Below are 25219 nucleotides of genomic sequence, written 5' to 3'. Positions count from 1 at the left end.
GACTAGAACGCATTCCTGGCGGGTTTATTGTAGTAGCTGAGCAGGGCGTCGTAGCGACGGGTGATGACGTAGTAGTCGTCACTGAGTTGCTGCGGCGAGGCATGTTCCCGCCAGTGCTGATGCAGGGTGCGCAACGCCTGGAGGTACGCGTCGGCTGATGAGCGGGTGGCGTACCAGAGGTGAGTGGCTTCCTCCTCACGTTTGCTGCGCGGCATTTTTACCAGGAAGTCCCTGCTGGCATCGCTGGCCTGTTGCAGCGTCTCGATCAAGCTGAGCAGTTGCTGGGGCGTCAGGCTGGCGTCGCGGACACCCTGGTCAATCCGGTTCATCGCCTGGCGGGCCGCGATCATATGGTTGAGCAGGTGCCAATGCAGGTCCCGGCCGAAGCGCGATTCGATTCGCGCCAGTTGTACCGGACGCAGATGGATGTCTTCGTTTTCCAACTGGGTGCGTAACTCGGCGGATGCCTGCAGGTATTCTTCGCCCCGCTGAGCCAGTTTCCCTTCCAGACTCTTGTTCATGGCCTGCGCCACAAACTGGCGCATGTTCGACGGCATACCTTCGGTTTGTATCGGGTCAACCATGTCCGCCAGCGAGGTGAATTTATTCAGCTTGTCGGCATACACCGTGGCGAGAGTACCGAGGTGGCTTCCGGGCTGCTGGCGCTCCAGTTTGAGTGTGTACAGCTGCGAACAGACCGCCGCCTGGATAAGGCGTGGCTCGGGCTCGTCACGGTCGCCAAACTTATCCTGGGTGGGCGCTTCGGGCTGTGTCGAACGCATACGGTAGTACGCCAGGCGCGTATCGCGATCAATGCGGTTCACGCAGTCAATGATCGGCGCCAGTGCGCTGGCCGTCGCGGTGGAAGGGCTGTCCCGTTGGTCGAGCCATAATTGCATGCGTTGCAGGGGTTTGGTGGCGCCGGCCACACCGAGCAATCCCAGGCCCAATACCAGGCTGATGGGTAACAACCATTTCGGATTCATTGCGCGGCCTCCTGGCCATACCACTGTGCCTGGGTGGCGGGCGCCTGACAGTCGGGGGCGGTGCGAGGCATGCGGCTGCACAGGCGTTCGGGCCACTGTTGCAGGCCCTGGTTACGGGTCACGTGTTGCTGGTTGTCGAGCACCTTCAAGCCGGCGTACAGCACAATCCCACTGGTGACCAACAGCACTATGCCCAGGGCCGTCCAGCGCGGGTGGCGAGCGGTCCAGGGGGTGTGGCTGTTCATGAAGGGCCGCTTGATCACCCCGATAACCGCCAGCGTCGCGGCCAGCGCCAGGCTGGCAAACGGGCCGAACGCGTAACCCAGCGCTGCGGCAAGGACCAGCCCTGGCAGCAGATCCCGTATCGGCAGCAACGGCAGGTGAGTAGGGCTGAGCCAGCGCGGCAGGTGCTCACTGAGTCGTTCATCGAGCACGCGGTACTGATGAGCCAGCGGGCGCCAGACCTGCCAAGCCAATCCGGCACCTATCACGGCGCCCAACGACCACAGCAGGCCGTAGCCCAAGGTCGGCAGCACATTGCCGGCCAGGGGCTCGGCATTCACCAGCACGCCCACCAGGCAGCTCAATACCAGTGCGACAATCCAGGGCCAGGTGTCCATGGCCGTGTCCCAGCCTTGCCAGAAATACACGGTACCGCCGGGCATCGCTTCGGCTTCGGCCACATGGTCGGCGTAGATATCTGCGCTGAGTGCCTGGCAGGCTTTCCAGTCATGTTCATCGAAGCGTTGGGCGAAGGCACGGCGCTGACCCAGGCTCATCGGAGCCAATAGCAGCCGGGCGGCACGTTGTTGCGGGCTGTTGGGCGCTTCGGCGGCCAGTGCCCGTTGACGTGCCATGAAGACCGGGCCTTGCTGGCGTTGCAACAGCCGCGCCCAATCCCCCGCCGGGCAGTCGTGACCGGCGCCGCCATGCCAGTGCTGGCCGGCGCATACCGCGTCGAACACGGCGCTCGACCAGTAGTGACTCTGCGCAAGCAGGCGGGCCAGCCATTGGTTGAACCACTCGGCATGGGGATGATTGTTCACCCAGGGATGTTCGGAACGTGCGGCATAGGCAGCCAGGAAAGCGGCCTCGTCCTTTTGCTCAAGGGCCTGGCGCAAGGGTTGCTGCAACGCGCCGCGGTGCTTGCGCTCTAGTCTTTCGATCAGTTCACCGGGCAACTCCAGGCGCTGCCAGGCCGTCAGCCAGTTGAAGGTTTCAAAGGCCCAGCGGGTGTCTTCGGGGTTGAGATGCCCCTCGATGTCGCGTAACAACAGCTGGATTTCAAAGTGCAACGCATTGCCATGGGCCATGGCTGCCTGGTAGTGGTCGGCAAGGCCGTCGCCCAGGATGTCGATGGCCACTTCGTCAGCTTCCTGCTGCCCCTGACTCCACTCCAGCGCGGCCTCATAGGCTTCGCGCAGGCGCTGGAAACCCTCGGGATCATCATCCGGTCGGGTTTTCTTCAGCAGGGCGGCGTATTGGCGCTTGATCGCGCGGCTATCGGCATCCGGGGCCAGGCCGAGGACATGCCAGCAAGTCATGTGCAGTGCAACTCCATAGACAATCGCGCGCACGTTACCCGTTTTACGGGTTGATAAACCAGCGGTAGCACGGGTTGGCGCTTACAGCAGAAATGGCCTGGCCTGACGCGGTCGCGACCGGGCACGCGTCGTCACTTGAGCGGCGTCAACGGCGGCAGTTTCCACTGGCCGTTACCCACCTCAGGCGTGGGCAGGTAAATCCGCAGGGTTGCGTAGAAGGGCCCGGGAGGGGCAGGCAACCAGTTGCTCTGCTCGGCTTTTGGCGGCTCGTGGTGCTGCAGGGCCAGGGTCAGGCCGCCATCGGCGTCGCGCTTGAGGCCGGACAGCATGTGCGAGTTGATCAGGTAGCGTTTCTTGTGGTTGGGCACCAGTTGCTTGGTCTTGGCGTCGTACATGGTCAGCGACCAGAACGCATCGGCCGGTGGCAACTGGTCCTTGGCGAAATGCACGGTGTAGCTGTGGCGTGCGCCGTTGGCAGGCTTGCCCTCGCTGTCGATGACGTAGTTCAGGTACGCGACCTCATCGCCGGAGTTACCGAAAATCCCCATGTCCGCACCGGCGTAGCGGTACAGGTAGTTGTTGTTCAGGTGGTCGCGGCTGCCGTACAAATCGGCACTGGAGACCTGATGGGTGTCGATCTTGTCCTTTTTGAACGCGGCAAACTCGGCGCGGGCATCGGAGATACCGTCTTCCAGGGCCTTGCGCTGTTCAGCGGTCAACGCCTTGACCTTGAAGGGCGCGCCTGGGGCGATACCGATCTTGGCGAAGCGTGCCAGCAGGTCTTTCTCGCTGTCCTGGGGCGCGGCGAAGGCCAGCATGAAGTTCAGGTAGCGAAACAGTTGCGGGCCTTCGGTCATGGTCGCCATGGGCTTGGGCCACTCCACTTTCGGAGCCTTGGCCGGCGCGGCTTGCTTCACGTAGCTGCTCAGTGACTGCACTTTGTAGCCGTTCTGGATCTGCTTGACCTTGTTCAGGTCCTTCTCGTCGAACAACTGCGTACGGTAGAGGGCGTAGGCGATGTTGCTTTCGCTGTACACCACACGGTCCACGTTGACCGGCTGCTGACCTTTCCAGTCAGGGCCGGCGATCATGTAGTGGCCGCCGTTGTTGCCGGTGCTGCGGGTGCCCAGGTAGGCGATGTTCTGTGTGTAGAGATCGATCAACTGCACCGAGTAATAACGGTTGTCTTCGATCCTGGGCAGTGTCAGGACCTGAGGCTCGCTGCGCAGGTCCAGCCAGACAAAGGAGTAGGGCGTGTCCAGGTTCGGGGTGACGACCGCGGTGTCCTTGGGGGTGAACACCTGAGCTGTATTGCCGATATGGTTGAACGGCGCCTTGAAGTTGGCGCCGCCCTTGTCGACGGCCTGGGTGTAGAGCGTCTTGTACATCTCCACCACTGGGTAGCCATACAGGTAGGCTTCCTTGGCGATGGCCCGGGCTTCGCTGGGGGTGGCGGTGAAATCGGCCCAGGCGCCGGTACTCATGAGTATCGAGAGGCTCGCCAACAGCAGGCGCGTCGGTTTTCCAATCATGTTGTCGCGTCCTTCCAAAGTGCGTTTGACTGACGGGGAATAAAGGCGATGAGTTTCCTGTTTTATTTCCCGAACGTCACGTTAATCCCTGCGAATTATGCGAACTCATCAATGCCGATCCGTACGGCGGCTTGAACCTGTGGGTAAAGACGCACAAATAGCCGCCTTGATGGGCGGCACTGTGTAAAAGAGGGGGCTCAGGCGGCAGGCAGCATCGATTTGACTTTGTCGCGCAATTGATCGATGGAGAACGGCTTGGCGATCACCTGCATGCCGGCAGGTACATCGATGTTCTCGGCATAGCCGCTGGCAAACAGGATCGGCAGGGTGGGCCGCACTTCACGCACCTTGGCTGCCAATTGCTTACCGTCCATATCCGGCAGGCCGACGTCGGTCATCATCAGGTCGAGGTGCTGCGCGGCATTTTCGACAATCTTCAAGGCTTCTTCAGCGTCCGCAGCTTCAAGCACCAGGAACTCCAACTCTTCGAGCACATCAACGATCAACATGCGCACGATGGCATCGTCTTCGACGACAAGGAGGGTGGAGGGGGCTGCGGACATAATGAGGGTTCCCGAAAAAAATGGAGGTGCAGGTCTTTAGCGGTTGAAAGACCATTCTCTAATGAGTCGCGTCAATCTCGGCAAGTTCCGTTGGCGCGGGCATTGTGACGGGATTGGAGGAAAATGTCGCGTTAACCACGAGGGTCCGCGAGCTGTCAGTGGCACCTTCCTGCGCGCCGTTCAACACCTTGCTTTTTCAGAAGCCCCCAGCCCTGACAGGGGCCGGGGCAATCCCATGCATCAGGACGGCAAGGGCGTGGACACCATCATTGAAACCGCAAAACTGTCGACCTTGTCTGTGACGATGTCATCGGGATGGAAAGCGCTCACGTGGAATTCCTTTTTGCCCGCCGGCGAAACCTTAGGCTTCAAGGTCGCGCTGACACCGCCGCTGTTGAGGATTTTTTCGATGCCTTCGCGCATGGACTCTACGTTGTCAAAACTGACCAGCCCGCCATTGGGTTCGAAGAAAAACCACTCTTTTTGGCCATCCTTGACTCTGACACCTGCCAGCATGGCGTGATCTTCCGTGCTGATTCTCAGGTATTTTGACGTCGTGGACTTGCTCAGGTCGTCGATGATGGACTGATGACTGATCAGTGAAGGGGCGGCGTTTATATGGAAGGTGTCCTTTGTGTTTACGGCGTACTGCAGTGTTTTTATATCGTGATTGAATTTGTCATGCAGCGAAGAGGGCAATTTAGTGGTGGAGGCCTTGCGAAGATTGTCGAGGAATATTTTTTCGTCGCCTCGATGCAAGGCGAGCGCCATGGCATTCGAGAGCCCGGCGCAATCGCCCCTGGAGGTCAAATCAACACGGCCGAGGTAGTCCGCCTGGGCAAAGCGATTGATGGAAACCCCGGGATTCCCGACGTCGCTGGCAAGCAGCGCCGTGAAATACTCGCCCTCTTCAATTCTTCTGGCCTTCAACTCCCTGGCCAGAATTCCCATTTCTTCCGGTGTCCTGCCAGGTTTTGCCGCTAACGCCACCAACGCCTCGAAACTGCGCTCTCCAGCGTAATCCGACAGGTCATCCAATGCACCGCTTCGATAACCGTGGTTGAATTTCGGAAGCGCGTTGGAGGTCCTCGCGTTAGCGATATTCGTTCCGACACTCGTCAGGTGCGTATCCGCGACGCTATCGAACAGACTGCCGCGCAGGGGGGAGAAATCCTCGATTGGCGGGCCATAGGGCAGGTTCCGGACAGGGTCATAACTGAACCACTGATCGTTTTTCAACACGGCAAAGCCTTCGACGCTTTGCTCTCCGACCTTATAAGACCCTATCAGCGTCGGGCCATATTGCTTGTTTGCCGCCTTCAACAGGTCATAGCTTCCCGATGCGCCACGCACCTTGTTGATCAGCACCTGCCCGGAATCGCCGAGAAATCTTGCGCCGCGCGTGGTCAGCTTGACGGCTCCCGTCGCCGCGCTCCTCACTCCGCTCAGCGGGTTGAGCGAGCTGATAAGGCTGCTGCCGATGACGCGACCCGCTTGCAATGCCTTTACGGCAGCGGACGCCGAGGACGAAGCCACCTTGGCGACCTTTGCGGCAGCACCGTACCCCATGGTCAGCAGCCCTAGAGCATCCAGGCCAAGGTCCATAAGCCCAGCTTCATAGTCACCGTCGCGAAAGTTGACAATGGCCGATCTCAAGGGAATCAAGTTGAGAAAAAACTGCCTCACTCGCTCATCACCTTCTTTCTGCTGATCGAGTGTCGTGCTTCCATTGGCTTGCTGCCATTGGTTCCTGATACCAAGGTGCTCAAAAAAAGCGTCTGCCAAGTGGTGTGTTCGGGCTGAGGTGAAACTCGGTGGGGGACGAGAAGGGTCCTCCGGTGGCTGTTCCTGTTCTAGCAGGACCTGGTGCTTAGGTTTGAATTGTTCTACCTTGGTCAATATATTCGCGTCGCGCCACTCACCCCGTTTGATGGCTGCCTCACTCTGTCGCTTGACGATGCGTTTGTTCGTGATATCGATCTCATAAACACTGACCTCGGTTTTTCCGTCAACCTGCCTTTCGGTTCTTACCAGCAATTCATTGAGCTTGGATTGGAAGGTGGGCGGATTTATGAAACCCCTGCCAATCTTGTATTGGTTGTATTGAAATAAATCGACTTTACCGAACTCCAGGTTTTTCCGATCCTCCAGTGGCAGCTCGGAAATCATGTGTTTTACCTGGGTCTCAATGCCATCTTTGAGTGATTCGATTGCCGATTCGTATTGCCCTAGAAATATCCCATTGACGTTGAGCCGGGGTTGCTGATTGATCACATCGATCGGGAGGTCAGGGTCGTCGGTTTTCCAGTTGACGTTGATGCCCATCATGGCCATGTCCAGCATCGAGTGCTTGCCATCCAGTTGCTTGGCTTTGTCATCGGTGACGGTTGAGAGACTTTTCGACTCAAAGTCCGTGCGCTCACCAAAATGCTCCTTGAGTCTTTCCAGGGCGATGGCTTTTCTACTTGGAATCTCGGCAGTGATTGATTGGGAGGCCTTGATTCTGGCACTTAACTGGTCATTGAACGCGGTCCGGATGCTGTCCACTTCCTCAGGGGTGTAGAGGGCGTCGTCCTTCTTTGCAACCAGCCCGTTGGACACGCCCCAATCCAGCAACAGGGCCGTGATGGTGTGTTCCGCAGGATCATTCAAGGCTTGTGCGGCACTCATGACGTGGCCGTAGCTCATTTGTGATGCGGTACCCGGCGCACTTGATTCCACCTTGGCCACCGCAAGGCAGAAACTCACCCAGGCCTGGCTGCCGTTCACCAGCGTATCGGGAATATCCTTGACCAGGAACTGGGGCGCTGTGTACGACAGCAACAGGTGGGTGGCCAGCTTGGCCGTGGCTGGCGTAGCCCGGCCTTTAGCCACCAGATGATCACTGAGCCCCTTGACGATGGCTGACGGTGGCAGGCCCCAATAGTCTTGATGGCTCAAGTCAAAGCCGGCGATTGAGTTTCTGACAGGCAACCCGACGGATTCACGATCGAGACCGATGTGAAGGGCGGCCAACACGTAATCGCTGATGCTGGTTGGCGTGGCGATACCATTCAGCCCGTCCTGGATCCCTTGCCCTATTGTCTGGGCCATCGGGGACTTGAGCAGGGTGTCCAGCGCCCGGGTCGGGTCTTGCAGTTCGACGTCCGAAAGAGCGCTGGCCTTGATAAGCGCACCCAGCGCCGCTTTGGCCAGCTCCGCCCGGGCTAATGAGGGCTCTGCCTGGATATTGCGGCGCAGGATGCTGGACTCGACGATGACCCGTATCTTGCGGCGTTGTTCCTGGGTCAGGGGAAGAGGCCAGGATAATCCCCCGCCGAGATCACCCAGCGGCGGTTCCAGGGCGCGGGCGTTCGCGGCATCTGCCAAGTGAACCAGGTCGGCTCGGGTTTCAGGGATAGGTAAATCATGGTGCTTGATAAAGCTTTCCAGGTTGACAGTGGAGTCGCTGCCCGGCGCGCCGGACGGGTGAAAGGCCGAGTGTGGATCAATGACTGTTTGAGTGGTTTTCAAATGTGACAACACGGCTGCTGGAGTCGCGTCCTCTCCCAGGCTCTTCGTCGCCTCGGTGAGCTGGTGCGCGAGGTTTTTCCAGTTCTGTGCGTTTGCCTGTGCGCGTGCTTTTGGTGAAAGAGGCAGCGACTCATCCGAGGAGCGCCGTGCAGGTGTGGAAGTTGGGTCGCTGTGTATGGACAGGGTGTTACCAGGGGTGGCCTGCGACTGAGCAGGCGTCGATGCGATGGAGTGATCTATAACCTGGGGCCGTGGCTGGAGGCTCAATGAGGATGCCATCTTCATTACCTTTGGTTGTTGGTCCTCCCTGGACCTGATTCAGACCTCCGTTGAGTGTTGGGGACGCACCAAAGTGTTCCTCCAGCATTGGTTCCATAAATGTCGGGCATCGGCACTGGCAAGTTTGGGGTGTTCATGTGTTTAAACCTTAATCCGCGTCAGAAACGTAGCCCTCTACCGGCACTTTGGGGCAAACTCCCGGTTTTTCCCTATTTGGCCAAGGCATGCCCATGACTCCCGCGTCGTCCGTCGATGAAAAGAGCTTTCGTACACTGCTCAGCCGAAACGTGGCATTGCCCCTGGGTGTGGGCGTGCTCAGCGCGGTGTTTTTCGTCTGTCTGATCACCTATTTGCTCTCGGTGATCCAGTGGGTGGAACACACGGACCGGGTCATCAACAACCTCAACGAGTCGTCCAAGCTGACCGTCGATCTTGAAACCGGCATGCGTGGTTTCCTGATCACCGGGGATGAGCACTTCCTCGACCCGTACGAAGTGGCCAAGCCGCGCATCATTGCCGACCTGCGTAACTTGCAGGAGCTGGTGGCGGACAACCCGCAACAGGTGGACCGCCTGAAACGCCTTGAAGCCCTGCAAGCCGAATGGAACAAATACGCCCAGTCGATGATCGACCTGCAGCGCGAAAGCGGTGACTACCGCAACGCCGTCAAGTCCGGCCGGGGCAAGCGCCTGACCGACGAAATTCGCAAGGAATACGAAGACGCGGTGGCGATGGAGCAGCAGTTCCGGATCACTCGCAATGAACAAGTCACGCGCACCACAGTGATCAGCGTCACCCTCTATCTGTTGTTCGTTCTCGGCCTGAGCGGGATCCTGGCCTATATCGGCAGGAAAAATTTACTCTCTCTATCAGATAGTTATAGTGCAAACCTCGCGTCGCAACAGAAGATCGCGCAGCGCCTGGAGCGGCAGGCATGGCTGCGTAACGGGCAGACCGAACTGGCCGAACAGGTGCTCGGCCAACTCACCCTGAACATGTTGGGACGCAATATCCTGCAGTTCTTTGCCCAATACATGGGCTCGGCGGTGGCGGCGCTGTATGTCCGCGAAGAGCACGGCGGCCTCAAGCGTGTGGCCACCTATGGCTTCTCCCGCGAGCAGGAGCAACTGGAGCAGTCGATCTACAGCGATGAGGGCATCGTCGGGCAGGCCGCCCAGCTCGATCGCCTGATTCGTCTGGACGACGTGCCGGTGGACTACTTCAAGGTCAGCTCCGGCCTGGGCGAAGGCTCGACCCGCAGCGTGCTGGTGGTTCCCACCAGCGATGACGACCGCGTCAACGGTGTGATCGAACTGGGCTTTTTGCGCCCGCTGGAGGAGCGCGACGTCGAACTGCTGGAGCTGATCGCCGGCAACATCGGCACCTCCATCGAAGCCGCCCGTTATCGCCAACGCCTGCAGGAAGTGCTGGCCGAAACCCAGCAACTGAACGAAGAACTGCAGGTACAGCAGGAAGAACTCAAGACCGCCAACGAAGAACTCGAAGAACAGTCGCGCATTCTCAAGGAGTCCCAGGCTCACCTGGAAACCCAGCAGGCCGAGCTGGAGCAGACCAACGAGCAACTGGCCGAACAGACCCAGACCCTGGCTGAGCAGCGCGACGCCATGGACCGCAAGAACGTCGAACTCAACCAGGCCCAGCTGGAGCTGGAAGATCGCGCCGATGAATTGCAGCGCTCCAGCAAGTACAAGTCCGAATTCCTCGCCAACATGTCCCACGAACTGCGCACGCCGCTGAACAGTTCGTTGATCCTGGCCAAGTTGCTGGCGGAAAACCCCCAGGAAAACCTCAGCGCCGAACAGGTCAAGTTTGCCGAGTCGATCTATTCGGCGGGTAATGATCTGCTCAACCTGATCAACGACATCCTGGATATTTCCAAGGTGGAAGCCGGCAAGCTGGAAGTGCGCCCGGAAAACTCAAGCGTCACACGCCTGGTCGATGGCCTGCGCGGGATGTTCGAGCCGTTGGCCGCCGACCGTAAGCTGGGCTTCCAGGTACAGGTGCAGGCCGATGCACCGATCATGCTGTTCACCGACCGCCAGCGCCTGGAACAGATCCTCAAGAACCTGCTCTCCAACGCGATCAAGTTCACCGAGCAAGGCGAGGTCAGCCTGTCGGTGTCCCGCGCGCCGGGGGAAGGCATCGCCTTTACCGTGCGCGATTCGGGCATCGGGATTGCCCCGGACCAGCAGGAAAGCATCTTCGAGGCGTTCCGCCAGGCCGATGGCACCACCAACCGCCGTTACGGCGGCACGGGCCTGGGCCTGTCGATTTCCCGTGACCTGGCCGCGTTGCTGGGCGGCTATATCAGCGTGACCAGTGAGCCTGGCAAAGGCAGTACCTTCACCCTGGTGCTGCCGGAGCAGTATGTCGAACGCGAGGAAGATGCCGCGCCGATCGAGCAACCGCGCCAGGTGGTGACAGCGCCCGCACCCACGCCCATCGCAATTTCGCCGCTGCCGGTGGCCGACGCCAAGCAGATCCCGCGCTTCGCCGATGACCGCGATAAAGCGCCGTTCACCACCCGCTGCATCCTGGTGGTGGAGGACGAACCGAACTTCGCCCGCATCCTGTTCGACCTGGCCCATGAGCTGGGTTACCAGTGCCTGGTGGCCCATGGCGCGGACGAGGGCTACAGCCTGGCCGAGGAGTACATTCCCGATGCAATCCTGCTTGACATGCGCCTGCCGGACCATTCCGGGCTGACTGTGTTGCAACGTCTCAAGGAGCATGCCAACACACGCCATATCCCGGTGCACGTGATTTCCGTGGAAGACCGCGTCGAAGCCGCCATGCACATGGGCGCCATCGGCTATGCGGTAAAACCGACGACGCGCGAAGAGCTCAAGGACGTGTTTGCGCGCCTTGAGGCCAAGCTGACCCAGAAGGTCAAGCGCGTATTGCTGGTGGAGGACGATGACCTGCAGCGCGACAGCATTGCCCGCCTGATCGGCGACGATGACATCGAGATCACCGATGTCGGCTATGCCCAGGCGGCCCTGGAGCTGCTGCGCACCAACGTCTATGACTGCATGATCATCGACCTCAAGCTGCCGGACATGCTGGGCAACGAGTTGCTCAAGCGCATGGCCACCGAAGATATCTGCTCGTTCCCGCCGGTAATCGTCTACACCGGGCGCAACCTGACCCGCGATGAAGAGGCCGAACTGCGCAAGTATTCGCGCTCGATCATCATCAAGGGCGCCCGTTCGCCAGAGCGCCTGCTCGACGAAGTCACACTCTTTCTGCACAAAGTCGAATCCCAGCTGTCCCATGACCGCCAGAAGATGCTCAAGACCGCCCGCAGCCGCGACAAGGTCTTCGAGGGGCGCAAGATCCTGTTGGTGGACGACGATGTGCGTAACATCTTCGCCCTGACCAGCGCCCTGGAACACAAAGGTGCCGTGGTGGTGATCGGGCGTAACGGCCGCGAAGCCATCGAGAGACTCAATGAAGTCGACGATATCGACCTGGTGCTGATGGACGTGATGATGCCGGAGATGGACGGCTACGAGGCCACCGCCTTGATCCGCCAGGACCCGCGCTGGAAGAAACTGCCGATCATCGCGGTGACGGCCAAGGCCATGAAAGACGACCAGGAGCGCTGCCTCGCGGCGGGTTCCAACGATTACCTGGCCAAGCCGATCGACCTGGATCGCCTGTTCTCGCTGATTCGCGTGTGGCTACCGAAGATGGAACGCATTTAAGTGGAGCAACGTTTTTTGGAGAAGAGCAGCGATATTGAGCTGCGCCTGTTGATCGAGGCGATTTACCTCAAGTACAGCTACGACTTTCGCGATTACTCCGGTGCGTCGGTCAAACGCCGCGTGGCCCATGCCTTGCGCCAGTTTGACTGCGCCACGATTTCAGCGCTGCAGGAGCGGGTGCTGCACGACCCGGCGGCGTTCATGCAGTTGCTGCAGTTCCTGACGATCCCGGTGAGCGAGATGTTTCGCGATCCGTCGCACTTCCTGGCGATCCGTCAGGAAGTGGTGCCGCTGCTCAAGACCTACCCGTCGATCAAGATCTGGATTGCCGGCTGCAGCACAGGGGAGGAGGTGTACTCCATGGCCATCCTGCTGCGTGAGGAAGGGCTGCTGGAACGTACGATCATCTATGCCACCGATATCAACCCCGCGTCCCTGGATAAAGCCAAGCAAGGCATCTTCTCCCTGGAGAACGTGCGGGCCTACACCGCCAATTATCAGCAGGCCGGGGGGCAGCGTTCATTTGCCGACTACTACACGGCGGCTTACGATTACGCGATCTTCGACAAATCGCTGCGTGAGAATGTGACGTTTGCCGACCACAGCCTGGCGACCGATAGTGTATTCTCAGAAACTCAATTAATTTCATGTCGTAACGTACTGATTTACTTCAATAAAAAATTGCAGGATCGAGCGTTTGGGTTGTTTCACGAGTCGCTGTGCCATCGCGGCTTCCTGGTCCTGGGCAGTAAGGAAACCCTGGACTTTTCCGCCTACAGCAAGCAATTCGAACCCTTGGTCAAGCAGGAACGGATCTACCGCAAATCATGAACGACGTTGCCGCCAACCCGATTCGCGGGATTGAAGCCATCGTCGTCGGCGCCTCCGCCGGCGGCGTCGAGGCGTTGCTGAGTATTTTCAGCGAACTGCCCGACACCTTCGGCCTGCCGATCATTGCCGTATTGCACCTGCCGGATGAGCGCCGCAGCCAACTGGCGGAAGTCTTTGCGCGACGCCTCCCGATTCCGGTAAGGGAAGGGCAGGACAAGGAAGCGATCCAGGCGGGCACGTTGTATTTCGCCGGGCCTGGTTATCACCTTTCGGTCGAGCATGACCGCAGCCTGTCCCTCAGCCAGGAAGAGCGGGTACACCATTCCCGGCCGGCGATCGACTACCTGTTTGCCTCCGCCGCCGATGCCTATGGCAAGGGCCTGCTGGCGATTTTGTTGACGGGGGCCAACCAGGACGGCGCCCACGGGCTGGCCCATGTCAAGCATTCGGGCGGCACCACGGTGGTCCAGGACCCCAGCGAAGCGCGGATTGCCGTGATGCCGCGGGCGGCCCTGGCCCTGCACACCCCTGACCATATTCTGACCCTGAGCCGCATTGCCGCATTGCTGGCTTCCCTGGAATCCTCCCCATGTTAAGTACTGTCCAGGCCAAACTGCTGATCGTCGACGATCTGCCGGAAAACCTGCTGGCCCTCGAAGCGTTGATCAAGCGCGAGGACCGTCAGGTCTTCAAGGCATTGAGCGCCGATGAAGCCTTGTCCCTGTTGCTGGAGCACGAGTTCGCCATGGCGATTCTCGATGTGCAGATGCCCGGCATGAACGGGTTCGAACTGGCCGAGCTGATGCGCGGCACCGAGAAAACCAAAAACATTCCGATTGTGTTCGTCAGCGCCGCCGGCCGTGAACTCAATTATGCGTTCAAGGGCTATGAAAGTGGCGCCGTGGACTTCCTGCACAAGCCGCTGGATATCCACGCGGTCAAGAGCAAGGTCAATGTGTTTGTCGACCTGTACCGCCAGAGCAAGGCGATGAAGCAGCAAGTCGAAGCCCTGGAGCGCAGCCGCCGCGAGCAGGAGCTGTTGCTCACGCGCCTGCAGGCTACCCAGGCCGAGCTGGAGCAGGCGGTGCGCATGCGCGACGACTTCATGTCGATCGTCGCCCACGAGGTGCGTACGCCCCTTAACGGCCTGATTCTCGAAACCCAGCTGCGCAAGATGCACCTGGCCCGGGATAACGCCGCCGCGTTCACCCTGGACAAGATGCACGCCATGGTCGACCGCGATGAGCGCCAGATCCAGAGCCTGATCCGCCTGATCGAAGACATGCTCGACGTCTCGCGTATCCGCACCGGCAAACTGTCGATACGCCCGGGGCGCTTCGACCTGGCGCAATTGGTGAGCAACCTGGTGGAGAATTTCGCACCGCAGGTGGCTGCCGCCGAATCGTCGATGCACCTCGCGGCCGAGGGGCCGGTGGTGGGCAATTGGGATGAGTTTCGTATCGAACAGGTGGTCACCAACCTGCTGACCAACGCCCTGCGCTACGGGGCCAAGAGCCCGGTGGAGGTGCGCGTGTATACCGAGCATGGCGAAGCCAGGGTAGAAGTGCGTGACCACGGGATCGGCATCAGCGAAGAGAACCAGAAGCGTATTTTCCAGCAGTTCGAACGGGTGTCAGCCAGCCAGGTTGCCGCGGGACTGGGCCTTGGGTTGTTTATTTCCGAGCAGATCGTGGCCGCCCATGGCGGCACCATCGAGGTCGAGAGCCAGATAGGCGAGGGCGCCTTGTTCCGGGTGTGCCTGCCCCTTGAACCGTCGGCATGAAATCAATCGTCACCCCGACGCAACCTCTACGTGACCCCATGGTCGTAATTGCAGCAATTGACCGGACAAAGGCTTCCCATGAGTGAAGATGCACAAGATGTCGTACTGATCGTCGAGGACGACGAATCCATTATGTTTGTGCTGGGTGAGTACCTGGCCGGCCTGGGGTATCGGGTATTGAAGGCGATCAACGGGGAGCAGGCCTTTGAAATCCTCGCCACCAAGCCGCATCTGGACCTGATGGTCACCGACTACCGTTTGCCCGGTGGGATTTCCGGCGTGCAGATCGCCGAGCCGGCGATCAAGTTGCGCCCGGAACTCAAAGTCATCTTTATCAGCGGTTACCCGCAGGAGATTCTCGACTGCAACAGCCCGATCACGCGCAATGCGCCGATCCTGGCCAAGCCATTTGATCTGGATACGTTGCAAGAGCATATACAGCGGTTGTTGGCCTGATTATGTTCACGGGCTTTACCAGCTATTCCATTACCCAACATGAGTAATGGAATAGCTGTTTTAGTTCACATGGGATAGGACATTATCCGGCAGTGTTCCATGGTTTCGTTCCATAGAAAGCGGGGCGATAGTTAACCACTTCTTGCCCTAGCCTCACTTGCCCATTCCATCCGATGCTGAAAATGGGTCTGTTATGCTCATTATCTACCGTTAGAATTCTGTCAAGTCTCCCTTCAAAGTCTCTTTTAAGTTTCTCTTCGGCAAGGTTTAAAAGACTGCTCTCATCTGCCTGCGGATTTTTGATTTTGGCGATATTCAAATTATCTTGAAAAGGCTTTTCGAAGTCGTTCGCCTTGACAGTGACGCTACCTTCGAAAGAAGCCACGGGCTTTCCGGTAAGCTCCTTAAACTTGGCGGCAAAAGAGTGGGTGCCGGCTTCTCCTGAGAAACAGGTGACAAAACGTATGCTGTCGTATTTCTGCGGGTCGATACCACTCTTCTTAAGCAGTTCGAGAAATTGCGCGGGTGAGTAAGACTTACCGACCGAGTCGGATACTGTGGAACCCAAATTAAATAACTTTCCGGCCGAGTCGGACACTGTGGGATCCAAACTAAATAACTTTTTAAGCGGGTTTCTTTCCCAGCCATGGGCAACAATAGTTAGCCGGGATGTGCCTTGAACGTCGTTCACAAAAGTGAATATCTCTTTATCCAGCGCTTTGAGCTCCCTCATCGAACCGCCCATATCAATGACATTGTCCGCCGCCAGCTGTCTTCCGAGTAAAGAGGTTCTGTCATTGGCGCCGCCAGGGTTCATGCTGAAACCCTCGAGCGGCCGGCCATAAACTTTATCCGCCTTGGCCGAATAGCGAAAGACTTTGCCGGTTCTGTTGTCGACTTTGGCGAGCGTCCTGTATTGGCTAATCCCGTCGGCACTCTTGACCGCTACTTCGGCGATATCCGCTCTTTGAGCCAGCTTGATCAAGTCCACACTCTGCGCGGTACCTGTCAGTCTGCTCAATCCTTGGAGTCCGGTGGAAACGAGTTTTTGCCCGCCGTTTCCTATCAAGCGCACCAGATCATCCATACCTCCCGCCGGGTTGGCGGCCGCGAGCACCGCACCACCGGCAATTTTGGCAATACTTATGGCTTTGACTGCACCGCTTGTACCGACCTTCCCGAGAATACCGGCCGCTTTGACACCTGGGGCGATAAAGCTCACGCCATCCATAATGAACAGCATGATGGACTCAGCAGTATTACCCTTGATGGCGCTTTCTATGGCGTTTTTAAACGGGATCAAACCTAATAGAAACTCCTGGCCGGCTTTGTATATCCGCTCCGTTTTTTCTATACCGCTCTCGCCGCGGGCGCCATTTTTGGACAGCTCATAATCAGGTGTAAAATGCTGGCTTGCCGCTATTTCAGCCAGATACTCGGTCTTTTTGCCAAAATAAGACATGGGTGCGGTGACTGAAGAGGTGCCGGGTGATTCTGCCGCCCATTCCTTATTGGGGGGAGCCGATAAACGAGTATTTCGGATGTGGTTGTTTGCTCTCGAGGTGGCTTTCCAGTCTTATACGCTTCCCAATCAAGTGCATGAGTTCTGTTTATCTCGATGTTCCTCATATCTGGTACGCCTCCAAGACTGAGTTTCTTGGGAAGATCCGTACGTTTGCGAATCAACATGGAGTTAGGAAACACCTCGTAATAGCGGACATCCTCTCCGAGTTCCGAACAAATGAGCACTCCCCCCAAACCTTTCGCGGATTTTGCCTCCGAATCGGGTATAAGATGGGTGTAATGTCCTTCAATGGCCGGGCGCAAGTAATAAAATTCCTGCTTTCCACGCTCAAGGTGTTTGCGATCCTCTTCAGGCAATTTAGAGAACATATTTTTCAAGAGGTTCTTATAATTGACCTTCAAGGCACTATGATATTCATCGAAGCGTTTTTCGAAAAGCCAGTTAGGGTTCAATAATTTTGGTCCTTTGAATACATCAACGGACTGTTTCGAATCTATCGACCTCCACTGAGGAAGATGTAATTGGTCAGACATGTATGCATCAAGGGGCGAGAAAAAGTGGTCATCCATGCCTCCCCCAGTGGTGGACTGCAGGAAATTTTTCTCAAAAGGTATTTTATCGCCATACGCCTCTTTCAAGTTTTCCAGTGCCAGTGCACGACGTGTGGGCATTGGCGCCATGAGGTACCTGGGTATTTTCGACAACTCTCCAACTTGCTGATTTAATTTTTCCTGGCACAGTTTTAAATCTTCCGGCGTAAACTCTCTGATATGTGATTTCGTGATTAAGCCGTTGAGCTTACCCCAGAGCAAAAGTGACTCGTTGGTGAACGCGTTCCGAAGGGTTTGCTCTTCGCTGCTGAGCGCGGGCAGGTTGGCGTACTCCATGACTTGGGTAAACGACATATGTGAACTGGCACCAGGCGCCTGGGCCTCAATGAACTTGACTGCCGCCCTTAAGCTCATCCAGGAAGGTGAGCCATAGACAACGTTGCTGGGAGTGTCCTTGATCAGCAGCTCGGGGGCTGCCCGTGAGAGCAACAGATACGCACCTAGAGGCGCTACCGCGCTCGTGGTCCTCTTGTCTCGGGTTAGCTTGTCCTCCAGTGTCCGCTTGACCTGTGCCAGGGGAAGCCCATGCAGGTCATCCGCCTCCAGGCAGAATCCAGCCGTATGATGCAGCCTGGGACTGAACACAGACTGGCTGTCCAGGGTAGCCATGATTGCCGTCAAGGCCCAATCCTGGGCACTTCCCTCAGTTTCTGCGCCGCCCATCTTTTCTTGAAGTGCCTTGCCCAACCTTTGGCCTTTTTCGGAATGGATCAGTTTTTCTATCGCACGACGAGGGTGACTTAAATCTGCAGAGTCAAAGGCAAAACCATTCGCGAGGTAGCCCAACGCTCCATATTGTTTACCATCGCGCTGCTGTTCACCGAGACCTGAGACAAGATCCTCCCCATTCAAATAAACTTGGTTGAACACAAGTTTTTGCGACTCCTGGTCCAACGGTACGGGCCAGGAAAACCCACCCCCAAGTCACCATGCGCCGGTTCACTCAATGAAGGCGATTTAAGGGCAAGGATCATATCTGCCACTTGAAGGGGGCCTGCTGGCTTGCTCCAGCCGCTTCCTAAAATGAAGTTTTCAAGGCTGACCGTATTAGTGTCCTGATTTTCCTGGGTCAGGGCATAGCTGGAATTGGGATGAACGTCTATCGTGGTCGTTTTCAAATAGTCGGCGATTTGCTGCGGTTCCCTGCCAGGAATGTTTTGCAGCTTGTTCCTCAACATGTGTTTATTCTGAGTATCTGCCAGCGCTATTTTTTCAGTGACCAGCGCATCGTCAGATCGGTCATGAGCCAATCTTTCCACATCAAGAGAGGACAGTTCGTTAAAAGACTTTTTCCCCTCAAGTTCTGCGGCACGTGTTTCCAAAGCTTCCTTCGTATACAGCGGTCTGCTCGCTCCATAGAAACTCTCCACGGCCTCAAGGGGCGCGGAAGAGTTAGAGGTCGGCGCCATGACCAGCGTCGCGTTCGGCGTCGTGGACCACCTCATCTGAGTAACATTTCTCGCACTGAGACTATAGAAGAACTCGTTAATGTCAGAAGTCGTCGCCGCGACCGGTGCCCTTTCCGCTCCGATAATGGCAGCGGCTCTCATGACGGGAGCTACAACCACGGGCCACATAATGTCTTGTTCCCGTCCAATTAACGCCTCGCGCTGGCCATTAATCGTAACGGTCATTTGGTCGGTAGAGGGATACAGCTCTATGGGCTTCGACAGGTCAATGTTTTTGCCTTTTGCCCACTCAGTGAACTGCGGGCTCTTGATTGCATCATGAAAATGAGACCACCATTTACCGAAGGACGAATCGCTCGGGATATTATCGATATGTGTGGGCATTACATTTTTTGTCGCGCCCTGACGCAATGCTGCGGCATAAAGGCCCGAAAGTTTACTATCACCTGAAACTTCATTCTCAGCACTATGAGGTATTGGCTGCTGTGCGCGCGCAATTGGTTGTTGCGGGTTGGACGCCTGAGAATTTTCCACGGACGTTGAGTTTGGAGGGCGAGCGTTGATAGTTTCAGTTGACAGCATGCGAGTACCTTTTGTGAGGTCGTGGATGAGTGCTTTTTATTTATGAGCTTATCCATATAGTGTCCACGCCAAACAACGGGTTCCATGATGGAAACATGAAGAACAAAATCGGGCTATTGATGAGAGCATGAGGAAAATTATTAGAGTGCTAGTTGCCGCCTCAAAGAGAAATTGGCCTGAATACAAGAACATAACGGTTATAGAGTGCGATAGCGTCATAGAAACCGTTTAGGCTGAGGAGGTTAAGTTTTCTCCAAAAAAATCTTCAAATATGCTGAAACATAGCTTCGCCACCTGAAGCAAGCCGCCCATGACTCAGACAAGTTTTTCGGTTTTGAATACTCCAGCAAGCGTAAACGAACACACCGCCAACGGCCCCTCTTGTAGATGGATCAGGGCGTGCCCTGGAACGGCTTGCCGCTGAAGCCACCAATATCAATACGCTGCGCATCAAATAACGGCCTTCATACCGAATGAAAAACGTTATGCTCGAATCATCTCCCGCACCTTCGCCGTCAACAAATCAAACGTAAACGGCTTGGTGATCAACTGCATCCCCGGATCCAGGAATCCGCCACGCACCGCCGCATGCTCGGCATACCCGGTAATAAACAACACCTTCAAGTCCGGTCGAATCTGCCTACCGATCTCTGCCAGTTGTCGCCCATTCATGCCGGGCAAGCCGACGTCGCTGATCATCAGGTCAATGCGTTGGCTGGATTCGATAATCGGCAGTGCGCTGTCAGCATCGCCCGCTTCGACAAAGGCGTAGCCCAGCTCACTCAATACCTGGCTGACCAGCACGCGCACCGCCGGGTCGTCCTCGACGATCAGCACGGTTTCCCCGCTGTTGGCGATCGGCAACAGGGCAGGGTCCACGGTCACATCGGGGGTGATTTCGCCGACGAAACGCGGCAGGAACAGGCTCACCGTGGTGCCTTTGCCTACCTCACTGTGGAGAGTCACATGCCCGCGCGACTGGCGTGCGAAACCGTAGATCATCGACAAGCCCAGGCCGGTGCCCTGGCCAATGGGCTTGGTGGTAAAGAAGGGGTCGAAGACCCGGCCCAACAGGCTTTCCGGAATACCGCAGCCGGTGTCGCTGACGCTCAGCTCCACGTAGTCGCCGGGCTTGAGCGTGCCGTAGGCGGCGGTGAAGACGCTGTCGAGGTGACGGTTGCAGGTTTCGACAACCAGGCGGCCCCCACTCGGCATGGCATCCCGGGCGTTGAGCGCCAGGTTGAGCAGGGCACTTTCCAGTTGATTGGGGTCGGCCTCGGCGGTCCACAACTGAGTGTCCAGGCGCATGTCCAAGGCGATGCTTTCGTTGAGGCTGCGTTGCAGCAGCTCGCCCATGGACGTCACCAGCTGGTTGATCTGTACCGGCTTGGAATCCAGCGATTGGCGCCGCGAGAACGCCAGCAGGCGGTGGGTGAGGCCGGCGGCGCGGTTGGCGGAAGTCACGCCGAGATCGATCAGGCTGTCCAGATCGTCCAGCTTGCCGCGGGACACACGCCTTCGCAGCAGCTCCAGGCTGCCGATAATGCCGGTGAGCATGTTGTTGAAGTCATGGGCGATACCGCCGGTCAATTGGCCGACGGCTTCCATCTTCTGGGATTGGCGCAAGGCTTCTTCATTGCTGCGCAACTGCGCCGTGCGTTCTTCGACTTGCTGCTCCAGCGTCTCAAGGGTGCGCTGCAGACGCAGTTCGCTCTCGCTCAGATCGATCAACCTGTCCCGTGCTTCATATTGCCGACGCCGTCCGCGCAGGGCGGCGCTCACCAGGCTGATCAAGGTCACGGGGTGGAAGGGGCGCTCCAGGAACGTCACGTTGCCCAGCAGGCCGCTGAGGTGGGATGAACCGTTCTGCTCGCTGCCGCCGTGATGGGTCATCAGCACGATGGGCAAGTCGGACCAGGCGGGCTGCTGGTGCAGGTATTCCAGCAGGGGCTCCAGGTCCGCGCCGCGCAGGGCTTCGGCTGCGATGATCAGCATCCCGGCGCCTTGCTCCACGGCCTCGCACAATGCGGGCAGGCTGCTGGCAACCATGCCGGTGTAGCCAGCTTCCTTGAGCATCATCAGCGCCAACGAACCATCACGGCCCATGGGCGCCAGGACGATTGCGCGTTCGGATACGGGGGAAAGGGTGGTCACACGGCCTCATCCTTGAGCAAAGGCGAACCGGCGCCCATGTAGGTCGGGATGCCGCGCAAAACCCCCTGGAAATTGTCCAACGGTTCCCCGACGGTCATGCCGCGGCTGCTGATACGGTATTCACGGATAGTCGACTCGTGGGCGCCGGTGCGTTTCTTGATAATCGAGATGGCGCGGCGCACCTTGCCCAGCGCCTCGAAATAACGCAGCAGAATCACGGTGTCGGCCAGGTAAGTGATGTCGACAGGGGCCTGCATGTCGCCGACCAGTCCATGTTGCGCGACGGTCATGAACGTCGCCGCGCCACGGCGGTTGAGGTACAGCAGTAGTTCGTGCATATGCAGGATCAGCGCGTTTTCTTCCGGCATCGCCGCCTGGTAGCCATTGATACTGTCGATGACCACGGTTTTGATCCCGCGCTCGTCCACGCAACGGCGCACGCGGTGGGAAAACTCGCCGGGGGACAGCTCGGCCGCGTCCACCTGTTCGATCAGCAGGTTGCCGGTGGCCTGCAGAGCGGCGAGGTCGATGCCCATATTGTTCATGCGCTCGAACAGCAAACCCAGTTCTTCATCGAAGATAAACAGCGCGGCCTTTTCGCCACGGCCTACCGCCGCTGCGGCGAAAATCATCGAGATCAGCGACTTGCCGGTACCGGCCGGGCCAAGAATCAGGCTGCTGGAGCCGGTCTCGACGCCGCCACCCATCAGGGCATCCAGCTCGCGAATACCGCTGCTCAAGGTCTGGCGTAGGTAACCGCCACGATGCTCGGCGGCGACCAGGCGCGGGAATACGTGGATGCCATCGTGCATGATGGTGAAGTCGTGAAACCCACCCCGATATTTCTGCCCGCGATATTTCACCACCCGCACGCGACGGCGTTCGGCGCCGTAGTTGGGGGTCAGCTCTTCCAGGCGAATCACCCCGTGGGCCACGCTGTGCACGGTTTTGTCGAGGGATTCGGTAGTCAGGTCGTCGAGCAGCAGCACGGTGGCGTCGTAGCGCACGAAGTAATGCTTGATCGCCAGGATCTGGCGTCGATAGCGCAGCGAGCTTTGCGCGAGCAGGCGGATTTCCGAGAGGCTGTCGATGACCACTCGGGTCGGCTTGACCCGCTCCACCACTTCGAAGATCTGCCGGGTCGCTTCGCCCAGTTCCAGGTCCGAAGAGTACAGCAGGCTCTGCTGATGCTCGGCATCCAGCAGGCTCTCCGGCGGGGTCAGTTCGAAGATATGAATATTGTCGTCCAGGTCCCAACCGTGGGACTCGGCGCCCTGGCGCAACTCACGCTCGGTTTCGGACAGTGTGATGTAGAGCGTTCGCTCACCCGCTTTCGCCCCGGCCTGCAGGAAGTGCAGGGCGACCGTGGTTTTACCGGTGCCAGGTTCACCTTCCAGCAGGAACAGGTGGCTGCGCGATAGCCCTCCGGCAAGAATGTCGTCGAGACCTTCGATGCCGATGGCTGCTTTTTCGGTTAACAACGCTTTGGATGTAGACAAGAAGTGCCCTCAGGTCACATACGAGTAGAGGATGCGCATCCAGGTGGACGCGCCATATTCTCTTGACCGTAGCGCTTTGTGGCGGTTCAAACTGATGCGCGATTATTGTGCCTACAGGCCTTGCTGCAGTGCCGGATCGTCAGGGTTTTGCTGTTCGAGCTGGGCGAGCAGCACCTGCACATTCTGCAATTGGCCGCTTTCTTTCCAATAGTTGACCAGCAACACCCGCGCCTTGCGATTGGCCGGGTGGCGCTGGACGATTTCCTCCAGCTGGCGCTGGGCCGCTTCCAATTCCTGCTGGGCATGCAGGGTCGTGGCGAGGTCGTAGCGGTAATCCTGATTGTCCGGTTCCAGCTCCACGGCCTTGGACAGGCCGAGCAGGGCATAGGTGCGCTCGCCATGGTGCAACAGCCACATACCCAGGGCATGTTGCAGGTAGGCCGACTCAGGATGCGCCGCCAGTTGCCGGGCCAGCAGTTGGCGGGACTCATCGGTCTTGCCCTGTTTATCCAGCAACTCGATCTGCGCGACCACCGCTTGCAGGTTGTCCGGTTGCAAACGCATGGCCTGTTCCAGGGCGTTTTGCGCCTCCGGCAGCAGGGCGCTGTGAATGTACAGGCGCGCCAGTTGAATCCAGCCTTCGGCCGTTTCCGGCTGGGCCTTGAGCTTTTTCACGAACTCGTCCAATACCTGCTGCAACGGCCCGAAGTACAGGCCCAAGGTGTCGGGCGACAGGCCGAGCAGGGCATTGGCGGCGGCAAAGCGTACGCTTTGTTCGGGATCATCGAGCACCGGGCCCAGCAGCAGCGTGCGCTGGCCGCTGGGCACCAGGCCGACAATGCTGTGGATGGCCGCTTCGCGCACCTGCGGGGCGTCGCTGGTGAGGTCTTTGTCGGCGAGCTTCAAGGCCTGGGGGCTGGGGTAGTTGGGCAATTCGGCATGCAGCGCGGCGCGGCGTTCGGGGGACAGGTCCGGCCGGCCCAATTGCTGATACAACACGCGCGCGGCGCCCGGCTCACCGTTACGTGCCTGCTTCAAGGCTTTCGAATAACCGTGGGCAATGGCCGCAGGCACGGCCACCTGGGTGGTGCGGGAGAAATACCAGGTGATCAGCACAATCAACAACAGGGCGCACAGGCCGACGATGGAGTAACGGCGTGACTTTGACATGCAGGCGTCCGAAAAGCTGAAGAAGCAAAGCCGCAAGCTTCGGCCAGACCACGGCAGGTGTCAAACCCGCGTCAGGTCAGCACGTATTCCACCGGTTCCAGGGCCGGCGGCAGGTCGGTTTCGCCGAGGGCGGCGAGCAGCTCACGCTCCAGGGTGCGCAGGATCGCATTGCAGGGCAGGTCGTTTTCGTCAAAGCCGAAAGGGTCTTCCAGGTCGTCGCCGATTTCATCGAGGCCGAAGAAGGTGTAGCTGACAATGGCGGTAAACACCGGCGTCAGCCAGCCCAGGGGTTCGGCCATGGCGAACGGCAAGAGGATGCAGAACAGGTAAATGGTGCGGTGCAGCAGCAAGGTATAAGGGAAGGGCAGCGGCGTGCTCTTGATGCGCTCGCACGCGGCCTGTACCTGGCTGAGGCTGACCAGGCGGGTTTCCAACTGGGTGTAACGCCATTCGCTGAGGGCGCCTTGCTCGGCCAAAGCGGAAAATCCCGCGCCAATCTGTTGCAGCACCCGGTCAGGGAGGTTGGGATGACTCGCTTGCACACGGGTCCAAGGCTCTATCGCCCGGGCTTCGTCTTCGTGGCGCAAGCGCGCGACCAGCCCGTGGGCGAAGCCGCCCAGGCCCCGCAGCAGGCGCCCACGCTCCGCCGGGTCAGTGAGCACCTGGGTCTCGCGAATCAGCGAGCGCACCTCGATGATCATCTGCCCCAGCTGCTTGCGGCCTTCCCACCAGCGGTCATAGCAGGCGTTATTGCGAAAACTCATGAAGATCGACAGCGACAGCCCGAGCAGCGTAAAGGGCGTGGCGTTGACCTTGGAGAAATAGGCCGGGTGCAGGGTTTCCACCAACACGATCACCGACGCCAGCAGCGTGACCAGCAGGCTGCGCAGGGCGATGCGCTTGGCAATCGAGCCCTTGAGGGAAAACAGGATACCCAGAAGGTTCGGTTTGGGACGTACGATCATCGCGGGGAGGACTTCTTCGGTGGCGCAGGCCCTCAGGTTAGGAGCTTGCACGGCGCACGTCCAATCGCTTGGGCTGACCGGCCGATCAG

17 protein-coding genes are annotated in these 25219 nt (G+C 58.4%); 5 read left to right on the top strand and 12 right to left on the bottom strand.

All coding sequences use genetic code 11. The features are described 5' to 3' along the window. Positions 1 to 2 precede the first annotated feature (2 nt). The 5 genes from NIBR502773_RS30375 to NIBR502773_RS30355 form a co-directional block, all read right to left on the bottom strand. Positions 3 to 986, bottom strand: coding sequence for a DUF3829 domain-containing protein (locus NIBR502773_RS30375; RefSeq protein ID WP_141157779.1), 984 nt, complete (start codon positions 984 to 986; stop codon positions 3 to 5). Beyond that, entirely contained in the window at positions 983 to 2530 is a 1548-nt protein-coding gene (locus NIBR502773_RS30370) for a J domain-containing protein (RefSeq protein WP_141157778.1), read from the bottom strand. The genes NIBR502773_RS30375 and NIBR502773_RS30370 overlap by 4 nt, the downstream gene beginning before the upstream one ends. Before the next feature lie 131 nt (positions 2531 to 2661). Then, complete coding sequence (locus NIBR502773_RS30365; protein WP_115487303.1) at positions 2662 to 4062, bottom strand: DUF1254 domain-containing protein; 1401 nt, start codon at positions 4060 to 4062, stop codon at positions 2662 to 2664. Positions 4063 to 4259: 197 nt separating this feature from the next. Then, positions 4260 to 4625 carry a response regulator gene (locus NIBR502773_RS30360; RefSeq protein ID WP_115487304.1) on the bottom strand — a complete coding sequence of 122 codons (366 nt, stop codon included), beginning with the start codon at positions 4623 to 4625 and terminating at the stop codon, positions 4260 to 4262. Between the two features lie 240 nt (positions 4626 to 4865). Beyond that, positions 4866 to 8417 carry a hypothetical protein gene (locus NIBR502773_RS30355; protein ID WP_141157777.1) on the bottom strand — a complete coding sequence of 1184 codons (3552 nt, stop codon included), beginning with the start codon at positions 8415 to 8417 and terminating at the stop codon, positions 4866 to 4868. 230 nt (positions 8418 to 8647) lie between these two features. On the opposite strand from NIBR502773_RS30355, the gene NIBR502773_RS30350 reads away from it, so the two are divergent. The 5 genes from NIBR502773_RS30350 to NIBR502773_RS30330 all read left to right on the top strand — a co-directional run bounded on the left by NIBR502773_RS30350 (position 8648) and on the right by NIBR502773_RS30330 (position 15215). After that, positions 8648 to 12145: a response regulator gene (locus NIBR502773_RS30350; RefSeq protein WP_141157776.1), complete on the top strand. Its 3498-nt coding sequence runs from the start codon at positions 8648 to 8650 to the stop codon at positions 12143 to 12145. Then, a complete protein-coding gene (locus NIBR502773_RS30345) occupies positions 12146 to 12976 on the top strand; it encodes a protein-glutamate O-methyltransferase CheR (protein ID WP_174562736.1) in 831 nt (276 codons plus the stop codon). After that, positions 12973 to 13572, top strand: a complete 600-nt coding sequence (locus NIBR502773_RS30340) for a chemotaxis protein CheB (RefSeq protein ID WP_141157775.1) — start codon at positions 12973 to 12975, stop codon at positions 13570 to 13572. The genes NIBR502773_RS30345 and NIBR502773_RS30340 overlap by 4 nt, the downstream gene beginning before the upstream one ends. Next, positions 13566 to 14759, top strand: coding sequence for a hybrid sensor histidine kinase/response regulator (locus NIBR502773_RS30335; protein WP_065927516.1), 1194 nt, complete (start codon positions 13566 to 13568; stop codon positions 14757 to 14759). Before NIBR502773_RS30340 ends, NIBR502773_RS30335 begins: the two co-directional genes overlap by 7 nt. A gap of 78 nt (positions 14760 to 14837) precedes the next feature. Beyond that, positions 14838 to 15215, top strand: a complete 378-nt coding sequence (locus tag NIBR502773_RS30330; protein WP_027605876.1) for a response regulator — start codon at positions 14838 to 14840, stop codon at positions 15213 to 15215. Positions 15216 to 15297: 82 nt separating this feature from the next. Here the strand turns inward: NIBR502773_RS30330 and NIBR502773_RS30325 are convergent, their stop codons facing one another. The 7 genes from NIBR502773_RS30325 to NIBR502773_RS30295 form a co-directional block, all read right to left on the bottom strand. Next, the gene (locus tag NIBR502773_RS30325; protein WP_141157774.1) at positions 15298 to 16677 is read right to left on the bottom strand and encodes a hypothetical protein; all 1380 of its coding nucleotides are present in this window, start codon (positions 16675 to 16677) and stop codon (positions 15298 to 15300) included. Continuing rightward, positions 16635 to 18221, bottom strand: a complete 1587-nt coding sequence (locus tag NIBR502773_RS30320; RefSeq protein WP_141157773.1) for a hypothetical protein — start codon at positions 18219 to 18221, stop codon at positions 16635 to 16637. Before NIBR502773_RS30320 ends, NIBR502773_RS30325 begins: the two co-directional genes overlap by 43 nt. Continuing rightward, positions 18200 to 19342 (bottom strand): hypothetical protein, encoded by a 1143-nt coding sequence (locus tag NIBR502773_RS30315; RefSeq protein WP_141157772.1) that lies wholly within the window; start codon positions 19340 to 19342, stop codon positions 18200 to 18202. The genes NIBR502773_RS30320 and NIBR502773_RS30315 overlap by 22 nt, the downstream gene beginning before the upstream one ends. Positions 19343 to 19825: 483 nt before the next feature. Continuing rightward, entirely contained in the window at positions 19826 to 21496 is a 1671-nt protein-coding gene (locus tag NIBR502773_RS30310) for a response regulator (protein ID WP_141157771.1), read from the bottom strand. Then, on the bottom strand, positions 21493 to 22995 hold the full coding sequence (locus NIBR502773_RS30305; RefSeq protein ID WP_115487309.1) for an ATPase domain-containing protein: 1503 nt from the start codon (positions 22993 to 22995) through the stop codon (positions 21493 to 21495). The genes NIBR502773_RS30310 and NIBR502773_RS30305 overlap by 4 nt, the downstream gene beginning before the upstream one ends. A gap of 111 nt (positions 22996 to 23106) precedes the next feature. After that, entirely contained in the window at positions 23107 to 24165 is a 1059-nt protein-coding gene (locus NIBR502773_RS30300; protein ID WP_065941534.1) for a tetratricopeptide repeat protein, read from the bottom strand. A gap of 71 nt (positions 24166 to 24236) precedes the next feature. After that, on the bottom strand, positions 24237 to 25130 hold the full coding sequence (locus NIBR502773_RS30295; RefSeq protein WP_141157899.1) for a bestrophin family protein: 894 nt from the start codon (positions 25128 to 25130) through the stop codon (positions 24237 to 24239). Positions 25131 to 25219: the final 89 nt, after the last annotated feature.

It is taken from the genome of Pseudomonas sp. NIBRBAC000502773 (genome assembly GCF_006517195.1).
In the GTDB taxonomy this organism is placed as follows: domain Bacteria; phylum Pseudomonadota; class Gammaproteobacteria; order Pseudomonadales; family Pseudomonadaceae; genus Aquipseudomonas; species Aquipseudomonas marginalis.
The sequence above is the reverse complement of the archived record's forward strand: the minus strand, read 5'-3'. Positions and strand labels throughout refer to the sequence as shown.

Excerpts from the sequence above, each read along its gene's own strand:
- NIBR502773_RS30375 (WP_141157779.1), bottom strand. The coding sequence starts at position 986 with ATGAATCCGAAATGGTTGTTACCCATCAGCCTGGTATTGGGCCTGGGA.
- NIBR502773_RS30370 (WP_141157778.1), bottom strand. The coding sequence starts at position 2,530 with ATGACTTGCTGGCATGTCCTCGGCCTGGCCCCGGATGCCGATAGCCGC.
- NIBR502773_RS30365 (WP_115487303.1), bottom strand. The coding sequence starts at position 4,062 with ATGATTGGAAAACCGACGCGCCTGCTGTTGGCGAGCCTCTCGATACTC.
- NIBR502773_RS30360 (WP_115487304.1), bottom strand. The coding sequence starts at position 4,625 with ATGTCCGCAGCCCCCTCCACCCTCCTTGTCGTCGAAGACGATGCCATC.
- NIBR502773_RS30355 (WP_141157777.1), bottom strand. The coding sequence starts at position 8,417 with ATGGCATCCTCATTGAGCCTCCAGCCACGGCCCCAGGTTATAGATCAC.
- NIBR502773_RS30350 (WP_141157776.1), top strand. The coding sequence starts at position 8,648 with ATGACTCCCGCGTCGTCCGTCGATGAAAAGAGCTTTCGTACACTGCTC.
- NIBR502773_RS30340 (WP_141157775.1), top strand. The coding sequence starts at position 12,973 with ATGAACGACGTTGCCGCCAACCCGATTCGCGGGATTGAAGCCATCGTC.
- NIBR502773_RS30335 (WP_065927516.1), top strand. The coding sequence starts at position 13,566 with ATGTTAAGTACTGTCCAGGCCAAACTGCTGATCGTCGACGATCTGCCG.
- NIBR502773_RS30330 (WP_027605876.1), top strand. The coding sequence starts at position 14,838 with ATGAGTGAAGATGCACAAGATGTCGTACTGATCGTCGAGGACGACGAA.
- NIBR502773_RS30325 (WP_141157774.1), bottom strand. The coding sequence starts at position 16,677 with ATGTCTTATTTTGGCAAAAAGACCGAGTATCTGGCTGAAATAGCGGCA.
- NIBR502773_RS30315 (WP_141157772.1), bottom strand. The coding sequence starts at position 19,342 with ATGCTGTCAACTGAAACTATCAACGCTCGCCCTCCAAACTCAACGTCC.
- NIBR502773_RS30300 (WP_065941534.1), bottom strand. The coding sequence starts at position 24,165 with ATGTCAAAGTCACGCCGTTACTCCATCGTCGGCCTGTGCGCCCTGTTG.
- NIBR502773_RS30295 (WP_141157899.1), bottom strand. The coding sequence starts at position 25,130 with ATGATCGTACGTCCCAAACCGAACCTTCTGGGTATCCTGTTTTCCCTC.